The organism is uncultured Limimaricola sp. (assembly GCF_964022235.1).
Taxonomy (GTDB): domain Bacteria; phylum Pseudomonadota; class Alphaproteobacteria; order Rhodobacterales; family Rhodobacteraceae; genus Limimaricola.
In genome coordinates this window covers 20,287-32,125 of record NZ_CAXHZL010000001.1, presented here as the reverse complement: position 1 = coordinate 32,125, position 11,839 = coordinate 20,287, and the positions used below count along the sequence as shown (strand labels likewise).

The window sequence follows — 11,839 nt, the reverse complement described above, 5'->3', positions numbered from 1 at the left end:
CATGAACAGATTGCCCTCCCGCGAGGAGATCCTTCAATGGATCTCCGACAACCCGACCCAGACCGCGAAACGCGACATCGCCCGTGCCTTCGGCATCAAGGGCGCGGCGCGGATCGACCTCAAGCGCATCCTGCGCGAACTCGAGGCCGAAGGGCATCTCGAGAAAAAGCGCAAGACCTACCGCGACCCCGAGCGGTTGCCGCCCGTCTCGGTGCTTTCGGTGCTGGCGCCCGATGCGGATGGGGATCTCTGGGCCCGCGCGCTCGAATGGCACGGCGAGGGCGAAGGCCCCAAGGTGCTGCTGCTCCCGCGCGAGAGCGACGCGGCGATGGGCGCGGGCGACCGCATCCTCGCCAAGCTCACCGCCACGCCGGGCGAAGAGCACGACTATACCGCGCGGTTGATCCGCAAGATCGGCACCAACCCGCTGCGCATCCTCGGCATCTTCAAGAAATTCTCCGAAGGCGGTCGGATCGTGCCCATCGACAAGGGCGTCGACAAGCAGTGGATCATCCCCGAAGGGGCCGAGCACGGCGCAAAGGACGGCGAACTCGTGGAGGCCGAGCAGTCGGGGCCGAAAGGCCGCCTCGGACTGCCGAAAGCGCGCATCATGTCGCGTCTGGGCGACCCGACGGCCCCGCGCGCCGTCTCGCTCATCGCGATCCATCAGCACGGCATCCCCGACCACTTCCCCGATCAGGTGCTGGCCGAGGCCGACAAGATGAAGCCCGCGGGCCTCAAGGGGCGCACCGACCTGCGCGAGCTGCCGCTGATCACCATCGACCCCTCGGATGCACGCGACCACGACGACGCGGTGCTGGCCCAGCCCGACGACGCCCCCGACAACGAGGGCGGCCATATCCTTTGGGTCGCGATCGCCGATGTCGCCCACTACGTCACGCCCGGCTCGGAATTGGACCGCGAGGCGCGCAAGCGCGGCAACTCCACCTATTTCCCCGACCGGGTCGTGCCGATGCTGCCCGACCGCCTCTCAGGCGACCTGTGCTCCTTGCACGAAGGCGTGCCGCGCGCGGTGATCGCCGTGCGCATCCGCATCGACGCCGAGGGCCACAAGATCGGCCACAAGTTCGAACGCGCGCTGATGCGCTCGGCCGCCTCGATGTCCTACGAAGAGGCGCAGGAGGCGATCGACGGCACCCCTTCGGACCGCGCCGCCACCATGCTCGACGAGGTGCTGCGCCCCCTCTGGGCCGCCTATGCCGCGCTCAAGAAGGCGCGCGAGCGGCGGCAGCCCCTTGAGTTGGACCTGCCCGAGCGGCGGATCGAGCTGAACGAGATGGGTCAGGTCACCTCGATCTCCTTCAAGGACCGGCTCGACGCGCACCGTTTGATCGAGGAGTTCATGGTGCTGGCCAACGTCTGCGCCGCCGAGACGCTGATCGCCAAACGCCAGCCGCTGCTGTTCCGCGTCCATGAGGAGCCCAACCCCGACAAGCTCGACGCGCTGCGCGAGGTGGTGAAGGGATCGGGGCTGACGCTGGCCAAGGGGCAGGTGCTCAAGACCGCGCATCTCAACCGTCTGCTGGCGCAGGCGGTGGGGACCGAATCCGCCGAATTGATCAACCTCGCAACGCTGCGCTCGATGACGCAGGCCTATTACAACGCCGAGAATTTCGGCCACTTCGGTCTGGCTTTGCGCGACTACGCGCATTTCACTTCGCCGATCCGGCGCTATTCCGACCTGATCGTGCATCGCGGCCTCGTATCGGCACATGGCTGGGGCAAGGACGGCTTGTCCGACCACGACCTCGAAAGGCTCGAAGAGACCGCCAAGCAGATCTCCGACACCGAGCGCCGCTCAATGCTGGCCGAGCGCGACACCACCGACCGCTACCTCGCGGCCTTCATGTCCGACCGGATCGGTGCGGAGCTTCCGGGAAGGATCAGCGGCATCGCCCGCTTCGGCGTCTTCGTGAAGCTCGACGAGACCGGCGCCGACGCGCTGGTGCCGATCCGTTCGCTCGGGGCCGAGTTCTTCCATTTCGACGCCGAGAGCCAGACGCTGATGGGCTCGGACAGCGGCCGCGTCATCGGGCTGGGCCAGCGGGTCACCGCACGCCTCGTCGAGGCCGCGCCGATCTCGGGCGGGCTGATCGCCGAACTGGTCGAGATCGACGGCGCCACCATGCCGCGCGGCCCCTCGCGCCGCCCCGGCAAGCCGCCGCGCCACAAGGCGGGGGCCGCCAAGAAGAAGGCCGCCGTCAAGGCCAAGAAGGAAAAGCGCAAGGTCACGCGCAAGCGCTGATCCGTTGTGGAACCCCGCCCCCCTTCACCGGTTCGCCCAAGTAGGCCACCGGTGGAGGGACGCATGGCACAGCACGATATCGGCGCACGCGACGATCTCGAGGAGAACTGCCCGCTCAAGGTGATGGCGGGCGACACCGCGATCCTCGTGATCCGGCGAGGCCAAGAGGTTACGGCCCTCGCCCATGCCTGCCCACACTTCGGCCTGCCGCTTTCCAAGGGCCACCTCGATGGCGACCGGCTGATCTGCGCTTTCCACCATGCCTGCTTCGACGTCTCGTCGGGCCGCCAGACGCAGCCGCCGGGCCACGGCGACCTACGCCGCTACGCGGTGGAACAGCGCGACGGCCATGTCTTTGTCGAGGTGCCCGAAGCTGCGGACCCCCACTCCGCGCCGCCACATGTTCGCGGCGGTGACAAAACCCGCAGCATCGTCATCGCGGGCACAGGCGCTGCCGCAGACGCCTGCGCGCTGACCCTGCGCGAGGAGGGCTTCGAAGGCCGCATCAAGATGATCTCGCCCGAGGGGCAGCCGCCCTATGATCGCACGCTGCTGAGCAAATCCGTTCTGGCAAGCGGCGATGCGCCGCGCCGTCTTACCCTGACAGGGCCAGAGGCGCTGGCCGAGCGCGACATCGATCTCGTCGAAGGCCGCGTGGCCGCAATCGACACCACCGCGCGTGAGGTCCGCACCCTGTCTGGCGCGGCGTATGGCTATGACAAACTGCTCATCGCCACCGGCGGCACCGCCAACCTGCTCGACCTGCCCGGGGCCGATCTGGGCGGCCTCTATCATCTTCGCTCGCGCCAGCAGGCCGAAGTCCTGTCGAGCGCCGCGGGCAAGGCCCGGCGCGCGGTCATCGTGGGCGGGGGCTTTACCGGCATGGAGGCGGCCTTGAGCCTCGCCAAGCGCGGTCTCGACGTCACGGTGGTGCTGCGCGAGGAGGTGCCGCTGGCAAAGATCGTCGGCGAGGAAGTGGGCCGCGCGATCCGGGCCGAGCACGAGGCCAGGGGCGTGCGCTTCGTCACCGGGGCCAAGGTCGCGGGCTTCGACGGCGACGGGCGGCTCGAGGCGGTACGGATCGAGGGTGGCGACAGGATCGAGGCCGATCTTGCGCTGCTCGCCATCGGCGTGCGTCCGGCGACCGAGATCGAAGGGCTGAGCCCCGACAAGGACGGTGGGCTGCGCACCGGTCCCGATCTCGCGGTCGAAGGGCTTTCGGACGTCTGGGCGGCGGGCGACGTGGCGCGGGTGCCGGGGCCCTGGGGGCCGGTGCGGATCGAACATTGGCGCGTTGCGCGGCAGCACGGCGCACGGGCGGCACGGGCAATGCTCGGGCGCGCCACGGATGACATCGACGTGCCGTTCTTCTGGACAGCGATGGCGCGGCAATACCGCTACCTCGGCCACGCCGAAGGCTGGGACGAGATTCGCATGGAGGGCGAGGCGACGGGCGATTTCGTTGCGCGCTATATCAAGGATGGCCGCGTCATGGCGCTCTTGGGTGCGGGCCGCGACGCCGAGATCGCGCGTGCCCATGCCGAGATGATCCATGCGGGCGGACCGCTCCCGGCCTGATCCCAAAGCGTGCCCCGCCTGAGCGGTTTCCCGCCGCCCCATGCCCTGCCCCTGTGTCGACTCACCCGCATCGCGGTAGTGCTGCCACAAACCAAAAGGAGCAGGCGGTGCGGATCTTGACGAGCATTGGACGGACGGGCCTTCTGGGCCTCACATTCTTGGCCCTGGCGTCCTGCGGAGCGGTCTCTGGCCCGCTCGACCGTTCGCCCCGGCCACCGGCCCGTGCGGAACAGATGGACGATTCGATGCGACCCCGACCCAACGCAGGTTTTTCGAACTGGGTCGGCGGCTACCGGTCCCGCGCCTTGTCGTCCGGCGTCTCAGGCAGCACCTTCGACCGCGCCTTCGCCTCCGCTGGCTATATTCCCGGCGTGATCGAAAAGGACCGCAATCAGGCCGAATTCACCAAATCCTTGGGCGATTACCTCTCCACCGCTGCCTCCGACACCCGGGTCGAGACCGGGCGTGCGATGCTGTCGCAGTATTCGAGCCTGCTGTCAGAGATCGAGGGCCGCTACGGCGTCGACCGGCAGACCGTGCTCGCGGTCTGGGGCATGGAAAGCAACTTCGGCAAGCGGCGCGGCGACATTCCCGTCGTCTCGGCCCTTGCCACGCTGGCCTACGAGGGCCGTCGCGGGCGCTTCTTCGAGCAGCAGCTCACCTCGGCGCTCAAAATCCTGCAGAACGGCGACGTGGCGCCTGAAAGCATGACCGGGAGCTGGGCGGGCGCGATGGGCCACACCCAGTTCATCCCGACCAGCTACGAGGCCTATGCAGCGGACTTCCGCGGCGACGGACGGCGCGACATCTGGTCGGACGATCCGACCGACGGTCTCGCCTCCACGGCGAAATACCTGTCGAACTTCGGCTGGCGCAAAGGCCAGCCTTGGGGCGTTGAGGTGGTGCTGCCTGCGGGCTTCAACTTTGGTCTCGCGGGCGGGGCCAAGAAAAGCGCCGCCGAATGGCAATCGCTCGGCGTGCGCGCCGCGACCGGCGGCCAGATCCGCGACTTCGGTGCCGCCGAGATCCTCGTGCCCGAGGGCGCGCAGGGGGTGGCTTTCATGACGTTCAAGAACTTCGATGTCATCAAGCGCTACAACGCCGCCGACGCCTATGCGATCGGCGTCGGGCATCTGGGCGACCGGATCGCGGGCGCCGGGCCGCTGCGCACCAAGATGGCGACGGGCCGGGCGCTCAAGCGCGCCGAGCGCGCCGAGATCCAGAGCCGTCTGACCGCGCTGGGCTATGATACCGGCGGCACCGACGGCATCATCGGGCCGAACTCGGTCGCGGCGATCCGCGGCTACCAGCAGGCCAACGGCCTCGCCGTCGATGGTTTCGCCTCCGAGAGCCTGCTGAACCGGCTGCGCTGAGCGCGCGGCGGGCTCAGCCCGCCGCCGCCTCGGGCCAGACCAGCGCCATGCTCACCGCGTCCTCGAATCGTCCGTCGATCCGGTAGGCGTCGCGCTGGCGGCCCTCGTGCCGGAAACCCATGCGCTCGTAGAGCGCGATGGCGGCCAGGTTCGAGGCGTAGGCGCTGAGCTCGACCCGCCTTACGCCCGCGCCGCGCGCCGCCTCCAGCGTGGCGTCGAGCAGCGCTCGGCCGATGCCCCGGCCGCGATGCCCCGTCACCACGCCCATGCCGAGCGTGCCGCAATGCGCCCGCACGGCATGGGACGAGCGCTGGATGTCGCACCAGCCGACGACGCGGCCGCCGTCATGCGCGACGAATTGCGGATTGCCTTCGCGCAGGTTGGCCGCGACGAACGCGCGCGCGGCCTCCGGCGGCGGCGCCTCCAAGAAGATCAGGAACCGCCGCTCGCGCGCCACCGAGTCGAGCGCGGCGCGGAACCCCTCGACGTCGTCGAGCGTGATCGGCGCGATGCGCACCGCCGTGGTCTCGTCCTTCATTCGGCCACCCTGCAGTCTTCGCCGCGCATGCAGGCGGCCAGCTTGTCACGGGTCTCGGCATCAGGCGCGGCCTGCACCTTGCCGGGACAGGGCTCCAGATCGACGATCAGCACGCCGTCCTCCTCGCGTGCGAAGACCAGCACCTCGTCATCCGGCGCCAGCCCGCCGCACCACGGGCCGAGGCAACTGGGCTGCAATAGCATCGCCGCTTCGACCGGCGTGTCGAAGCCGGTCGGCCCGAGCTGGTGGCCGGTGAAGTCGGCCGGGATCGGGTTCGGGGTGGCGCTGACATCGGCGGGCGCGTCAGAGTAGGGCAGCTTCGAGACGTCGAAGGCGAAGCGGCCGACATAGGCACGGTAGCTCTCAGGCGCCGCGTGGATCTCCGCGAAGCTGCGGACCGGGTCCGGCACCAGGCAGGAGAGCGCGGCGGCGGGCTGCGCCGCCGCCGCGAGAAGCGCGATCAGACCAGCGGCCCGAGCTGTTCCAGCACCTGCTCGTAGACGCGCCGCTTGAAGGGCACGATGGCCGAGACCAGCTCGGCGGGGTCGATCCATTTCCATGCGCTGAACTCCGGGTGCTCGGTGGCGATGTCGATATCCCCGTCCGTCCCGGTAAAGCGCATCAGCACCCAGGTCTGGGCCTGGCCGCGATAGCGCCCCCCCCAGATATGCGGCACCACGTCGGAGGGAAGGTCGTAGCGAAGCGGCTCTTCGGTCTGGGCCACCATGATCACCTTGTCGGGTGTCACGCCGGTCTCCTCGCCCAGCTCGCGCAGCGCCGCCGTGGTCACGTCCTCGCCCGGATCGATGCCGCCCTGCGGCATCTGCCAGGCGTCGCGGTCGCGGTCGACCCGCTGGCCGACGAAGATCCGGCCCTCGGCATTTGCCAGCATGACCCCGACGCAGGGGCGGAACGGCAGGGCGGCGATCGAGTCGGGTCTCACTGGGCGGTCTCCTCCTCACCGGCCTCAACAGGAGCTTCGGCGCGCTTGTCGGGATCGGGCAGCGCGCGGGGGCCGAGCGCGGAGAGACCCTTGAGGATGTCGATCGCATAGGCGAGCTGGTAGTCCTGCTCGCGCAGCTCGGCGGCGGCCTCGGCCCGCGCGCGGTCCTCTTCGAGCTGCTTGATCTCATCCTCGGTCAAGCTGTCATTGTCGAGGCTACCGCGCAGGTCGGCTTCCGAGCGCAGCGGGCGCGACGACGTCCCCTCTTCGGCGGTCTCCTCCACCGGCTTCGGACGCGGCTGCTCGACGATGATGTCGGGCGAGATGCCCAGCGCCTGGATCGAGCGGCCGGAGGGCGTGTAGTAGCGTGCCGTGGTCAGGCGCATCGCGCCCTCGCCGCGCAGCGGCATCACGGTCTGGACCGACCCCTTGCCGAAGCTCTGGGTGCCGACGACGATGGCGCGGCGATGGTCCTGAAGCGCCCCGGCGACGATCTCGGAGGCAGAGGCCGAGCCGCCGTTGACCAGCACCACCATCGGCTGACCTTCGATCAGGTCGCCTGGCGTCGCGTTGTTGCGATCCGACTGCGCCACGTCGCGGCCCCGGGTCGAGACGATCTCGCCCGCCTCGAGGAAGGCGTCCGACACATAGATCGCCTGATTGAGCAGGCCACCGGGGTTGTTGCGAAGATCGAGCACGACGCCGTTGATGTTTTCGAGCCCACCCGCTTTTTCGATCTCATCAGCCAGACCCTTCTTGAGGTCCGGGAAGGTCTGATCGTTGAAGGTGGTGACGCGCACCACAATGGTGTCGCCTTCGGTGCGCGCGCGCACGGCGTTGAGCTTGATGGTGTCGCGGATGATCGACACGTCGAAGGGTTCGTCCTCGCCTTCGCGCACCACGGTGATGATGATCTCCGAACCCACCGGCCCGCGCATCAGGTCCACCGCATCGTCAAGCGTCAGCCCCAGCACGCTCTCGCCGTCGACGGCGGTGATGAAATCGCCCGCGAGGATGCCGGCGGCGTCGGCGGGGGTGCCGTCCATCGGCGAGACGACCTTCACGATCCCCTCTTCTTGCGTGACCTCGATGCCGAGGCCGCCGAACTCACCGCGTGTCTGGGTGCGCATGTCGGCGGCGTCATCCGGCGACAGGTAGGACGAATGCGGATCGAGCGAGGTCAGCATGCCGTTGATCGCGGCCTCGATCAGGTCGCCCTCGTCGACCTGCTCGACATATTCGGCACGAATGCGTTCGAAGATGTCGCCGAAGAGGTCGAGTTGCTCGTAGACGCTCGCGTTGCGCTCGGCCTCTTGTGCGACGAGCGGTCCTGCCACCTGCGTCGTGACGACGAGCCCGAGCGCGGTTCCGCCGAGCGCCGCCAGTACCAGTTTCCTCATGCGCAACTTTCCCTCTGCCTGCGGCCCAAGCCGCCAATTGGGTGCGCGCCGGTCAGCCCGGCGCAAACCATGTCGCGGGGTCGACGGGCGCGTCGCCCTCCCGCACTTCCAGATAAAGCGTTTCCGACTGCTGTGCGCCACCACCCTGCGCCGTTTCAGTCAAGATTTCGTGCGGTGCGGGCGGCTCTCCGCCCATCAGGCCGACCGCGGCCCCCGCAGGCAGGATCTCTCCGGTGCGGCCATAGACCTCGGCCAGCCCCGCGAGGATCACCAGCACCCCGGAGGCCGGCTCAAGGATCGCGACGTTGCCGTAGTCCAGCAGTTCACCGCGAAACCGCAAGGTCGCCGCGACCGGCGTGGAGACGAGGCTGCGCGGCGCGGTGGCGATGACGAGGCCGGGCCGCGCCACGCCCGAGGCGTCCGCCTCGCCAAAGCCGCGAAGCACCTGGCCCTGCACCGGCAGCGCGATGCCGCCCTTTTGGGCCGAGGCATCGGGTACGGTGCTCGACAGCTCGGTGTCGACGGTCTGGGCAAGGCCCGAGGCAAAGGCGTCGAGCGTGTCGGTCGAGGCCAGCAGCAGGGCCGTTGCCACAGGGTCTTCGTTGAAGCGCAGCGGCAGATCGGTGCGCTCGGAGATCGCCTCAGACAGCGCGCTGCGCGCCGATTGCGCCCCCGCAAGCCCCTCCTCCAGCGTGCCGATGGCGCTTTGCTGCAGGGCCGCGAGGTCGGCGGCCTCCTGCAAGTCGGCGCGCAGGGCCTCGGCCTCGGCTTGAAGCGCTGGCGTTACCTCGGTCGCGATGAGGCCTGAGCGCGCGGTGCCCAGCGAGCCTGCCGGGTGCAGCAGCAACAGCGGCGCGGGCGCGCGCGACATCGACAAGAGCGCGCCCAAAAGCCCCGCGATCTCGTTGCGCTTGGCGTCGAGCTCCACCGCGATGGCGCGCTCGCGGATCGCGGCGCGGCGCAGCCCGTCACGCAGCGCCGCCAGCCCCTCTTCATAGGCGCGCACCGTCTCGGTCAGCGCCGCGACACGGTCGCGCGACGCCTGCGCCGCCCCGAGCGACTCCCCGGCGGCGGCAAGGCGCGCGGCCGCCGCCTGCGCCGCCGCCGCCGTGTCCTGCGCCATGGCGGGCCCGGAGAGCAGCGTCAGAGCAAGGAGCAGCGCCGCCCTCATCCGATGAGGCTGCGCCCGGTCATCTCGGGCGGCAGGTCGAGGCCCATCAGGTCAAGAAGCGTCGGCGCGAGATCCGCCAGACGCCCCGTCCGCAACGTCGCGCCCGAAGGCCCGCCGAACAGCGCCACCGGCACCGGGTTCAGCGTGTGCGAGGTGTGCGGCCCGCCGGTCTCGGGGTCGATCATGGTTTCGCAATTGCCGTGATCGGCGGTGACGATCATCGCGCCGCCCGCTTTTTCCAGCGCCGCGCAGACCTGCGCGAGGCCCCGGTCCACCGCTTCGCAGGCCTTGATCGCCGCATCGAGATCGCCGGTGTGGCCCACCATGTCGGGGTTGGCAAAGTTGGTGACGATCAGGTCATAGCCCTTCTCGATCGCCCCGACGAAGGCCTGCGTCACCTCTTCGGAGGACATTTCGGGCTGCATGTCATAGGTCGCGACATTGGGCGATTTCGGCATGAACCGATCCTCGCCGACCTCCGGCTCTTCCTTGCCGCCGTTGAGGAAGAAAGTGACATGCGGGTACTTTTCGGTCTCGGCGAGGCGAAACTGCGTGAGACCCTTGGACGCGACCCATGCGCCCAGCGTGTTGACGATGTCGCGCTTGGGAAACACCGCCTTGTACCACGCCACATGCCGGTCGGAATATTCGACCATGCCGAGACGCGCGGCCAGCGCCGGGGCCGCGCCACGTTCGAACCCGTCGAAGTCGGGATCGGCGATGGCGGCCAGGATTTCGCGCGCGCGGTCGGCGCGGAAGTTGAGACAGAACAACCCGTCCTGCGGCTGAATGCCGGCGTAATCGCCGATCACGGTGGCGGGGACGAACTCGTCGGTCTTGCCCGCGTCCCAAGCAGCCTTGACCGCCGAAAGCGGGTCGTCGGCGCGGTTGCCCTCGCCCGTTACGATGGCGTCGTAAGCGGTCTTCACCCGGTCCCAGCGGTTGTCGCGATCCATGGCAAAGTAGCGCCCGATCACGGTGGCGATCTTCGTGCCCTCGGGCAGCTTCTCGATCAGGTCCTCGATATAGGCATCCGCCGAACTTGGCGCGACGTCGCGCCCGTCGGTGATGGCGTGGATCGTGACGGCCACATCGCGGTCGCGCAGCGCCTTGGCGGCGGCGACGATGTGATCGAGATGGCCGTGCACACCGCCGTCCGAGACGACGCCGAACAGATGCGCGGTGCCGCCCGAGTCCTGCAGCGTCTTGGCGAAATCGACGATGGCCTCGGCATCGAAGAAGGAGCCGTCCTCGATGGCGAGGTCGATCTGGCCCAGATCCATCGCGACGACACGGCCCGCGCCGATGTTGGTGTGACCGACCTCGGAGTTGCCCATCTGGCCCGAGGGCAGGCCCACGTCGGGGCCATGCGTGGTCAGCGTCGCGTGCGGGCCCTGCATGATCCGGTCGAAGGTCGGGGTCTTGGCGAGGGCGGGCGCATTGCCGGTGGTCTCGTTGCGCAGGCCCCAACCGTCGAGGATGCACAGGACCACGGGTTTGGGTGTCGCCATCGGAAAAGCCTCCTCGTGAAATCTCGTGGCCAGTCCTGAGGCAAAGCGGCGACGATGTCCACTGAGGCGGGGCCAAGACCCCGGTGTCGGGCCCGGATTTCAGACCCTGTGATAAGGCGATCCGGCGAGGATCGAGGCGGCGCGGTAGAGCTGTTCGGTGAGCATCGCGCGCACCAGCATGTGCGGCCAGACCATCGGGCCGAACGACAGCATGGCGTCGGTACGGGCGCGCAGGGCGGGGTCGATCCCGTCGGCGCCGCCGATCACGAAGGCCACCTCCGAGCGGCCCTGATCGCGCCAGCCCGCGAGCATCTGCGCGAACTCGGGCGAGGTCATCTCGCGGCCACGTTCGTCCATGGCGCAGATCACCGCGCCTTCGGGGATCGCACGATCAAGCAGCAGGGCCTCGGCGGCCATGCCACCGCCCTTGCGATCGTCGACTTCGGTGATGGTGAGAGGTCCGAGGCCCAGCGCCCGCCCGGTCCGGTCGAACCGGGTGGTGTAATCATCGACCAAAGCGCGTTCGGGGCCGGATTTCATCCGGCCCACCGCGCAGATCCTGACGCGCATCAGCGGAAGTTGTCGGCGGCCGCCCCGGAAGGCGCCCACATTTTCTCCAGCTGATAGAACTCGCGCACCTCGGGTCGGAACACGTGCACGATCACGTCGCCGGTGTCGATCAGCACCCAGTCGCCGGTTTCCTTGCCCTCGGTCTTCGAGAGCACGCCGTACTCCTGCTTGACCTTGTCGGTCAGGTGTTCGGCGATGGCGGCGACCTGACGGGTCGAACGGCCCGAGGCGATCACCATGTAATCGCCCATTTCGGAACGCCCGCGCAGATCGATCTGCACGATGTCTTCGGCCTTGTCGTCATCGAGGGAGGCGAGGATAGCTGCCAGCAGCTTTTCGCTCGTCGCGGAGGGCGCCCCGGCCATCAGGCCCGCGCCCCGGGGTGCGGCTGAGGCCGCGTGGGTGGAAAGGGACAGGTCATCATCCTCCGGTTTCACGCCGCCGACTTTGCCCCGGCGCCGGGCATAACATCAATGTAGCAAGGCAAGG

11 protein-coding genes are annotated in these 11,839 nt (G+C 68.8%); 3 read left to right on the top strand and 8 right to left on the bottom strand.

The window, feature by feature from the left end:
• The first annotated feature begins 1 nt into the window (after position 1).
• The 3 genes from rnr (at position 2) to AADJ02_RS00145 (ending at position 5,217) form a co-directional block, all read left to right on the top strand.
• On the top strand, positions 2–2,266 hold the full coding sequence (rnr, locus tag AADJ02_RS00155; protein ID WP_341210975.1) for a ribonuclease R: 2,265 nt from the start codon (positions 2–4) through the stop codon (positions 2,264–2,266).
• 63 nt (positions 2,267–2,329) lie between these two features.
• The gene (locus AADJ02_RS00150) at positions 2,330–3,844 is read left to right on the top strand and encodes an FAD-dependent oxidoreductase (RefSeq protein WP_341210974.1); all 1,515 of its coding nucleotides are present in this window, start codon (positions 2,330–2,332) and stop codon (positions 3,842–3,844) included.
• Positions 3,845–4,077: 233 nt separating this feature from the next.
• A complete protein-coding gene (locus AADJ02_RS00145; RefSeq protein WP_341210973.1) occupies positions 4,078–5,217 on the top strand; it encodes a lytic murein transglycosylase in 1,140 nt (379 codons plus the stop codon).
• 13 nt (positions 5,218–5,230) lie between these two features.
• Here AADJ02_RS00145 and AADJ02_RS00140 read toward each other — a convergent pair whose 3' ends face one another.
• The 8 genes from AADJ02_RS00140 to rsfS form a co-directional block, all read right to left on the bottom strand.
• Positions 5,231–5,755 carry a GNAT family N-acetyltransferase gene (locus AADJ02_RS00140; protein ID WP_341210972.1) on the bottom strand — a complete coding sequence of 175 codons (525 nt, stop codon included), beginning with the start codon at positions 5,753–5,755 and terminating at the stop codon, positions 5,231–5,233.
• The gene (locus tag AADJ02_RS00135) at positions 5,752–6,165 is read right to left on the bottom strand and encodes a hypothetical protein (protein ID WP_341210971.1); all 414 of its coding nucleotides are present in this window, start codon (positions 6,163–6,165) and stop codon (positions 5,752–5,754) included. The genes AADJ02_RS00140 and AADJ02_RS00135 overlap by 4 nt, the downstream gene beginning before the upstream one ends.
• A gap of 50 nt (positions 6,166–6,215) precedes the next feature.
• A complete protein-coding gene (locus AADJ02_RS00130; protein WP_341210970.1) occupies positions 6,216–6,698 on the bottom strand; it encodes an RNA pyrophosphohydrolase in 483 nt (160 codons plus the stop codon).
• Positions 6,695–8,098, bottom strand: a complete 1,404-nt coding sequence (locus AADJ02_RS00125; protein WP_341210969.1) for a S41 family peptidase — start codon at positions 8,096–8,098, stop codon at positions 6,695–6,697. The genes AADJ02_RS00130 and AADJ02_RS00125 overlap by 4 nt, the downstream gene beginning before the upstream one ends.
• Positions 8,099–8,150: 52 nt before the next feature.
• Positions 8,151–9,269: a peptidase M23 gene (locus AADJ02_RS00120; protein WP_341210968.1), complete on the bottom strand. Its 1,119-nt coding sequence runs from the start codon at positions 9,267–9,269 to the stop codon at positions 8,151–8,153.
• Entirely contained in the window at positions 9,266–10,780 is a 1,515-nt protein-coding gene (gene gpmI, locus AADJ02_RS00115; RefSeq protein ID WP_341210967.1) for a 2,3-bisphosphoglycerate-independent phosphoglycerate mutase, read from the bottom strand. Before gpmI ends, AADJ02_RS00120 begins: the two co-directional genes overlap by 4 nt.
• A gap of 99 nt (positions 10,781–10,879) precedes the next feature.
• Complete coding sequence (rlmH, locus tag AADJ02_RS00110; RefSeq protein ID WP_341210966.1) at positions 10,880–11,350, bottom strand: 23S rRNA (pseudouridine(1915)-N(3))-methyltransferase RlmH; 471 nt, start codon at positions 11,348–11,350, stop codon at positions 10,880–10,882.
• A complete protein-coding gene (gene rsfS / locus AADJ02_RS00105; RefSeq protein ID WP_341210965.1) occupies positions 11,350–11,715 on the bottom strand; it encodes a ribosome silencing factor in 366 nt (121 codons plus the stop codon). The genes rlmH and rsfS overlap by 1 nt, the downstream gene beginning before the upstream one ends.
• Between the last annotated feature and the right edge of the window lie 124 nt (positions 11,716–11,839).

Excerpts from the sequence above, each read along its gene's own strand:
- rnr (WP_341210975.1), top strand. The coding sequence starts at position 2 with ATGAACAGATTGCCCTCCCGCGAGGAGATCCTTCAATGGATCTCCGAC.
- AADJ02_RS00150 (WP_341210974.1), top strand. The coding sequence starts at position 2,330 with ATGGCACAGCACGATATCGGCGCACGCGACGATCTCGAGGAGAACTGC.
- AADJ02_RS00145 (WP_341210973.1), top strand. The coding sequence starts at position 4,078 with ATGGACGATTCGATGCGACCCCGACCCAACGCAGGTTTTTCGAACTGG.
- AADJ02_RS00140 (WP_341210972.1), bottom strand. The coding sequence starts at position 5,755 with ATGAAGGACGAGACCACGGCGGTGCGCATCGCGCCGATCACGCTCGAC.
- AADJ02_RS00125 (WP_341210969.1), bottom strand. The coding sequence starts at position 8,098 with ATGAGGAAACTGGTACTGGCGGCGCTCGGCGGAACCGCGCTCGGGCTC.
- AADJ02_RS00120 (WP_341210968.1), bottom strand. The coding sequence starts at position 9,269 with ATGAGGGCGGCGCTGCTCCTTGCTCTGACGCTGCTCTCCGGGCCCGCC.
- gpmI (WP_341210967.1), bottom strand. The coding sequence starts at position 10,780 with ATGGCGACACCCAAACCCGTGGTCCTGTGCATCCTCGACGGTTGGGGC.
- rlmH (WP_341210966.1), bottom strand. The coding sequence starts at position 11,350 with ATGCGCGTCAGGATCTGCGCGGTGGGCCGGATGAAATCCGGCCCCGAA.
- rsfS (WP_341210965.1), bottom strand. The coding sequence starts at position 11,715 with ATGGCCGGGGCGCCCTCCGCGACGAGCGAAAAGCTGCTGGCAGCTATC.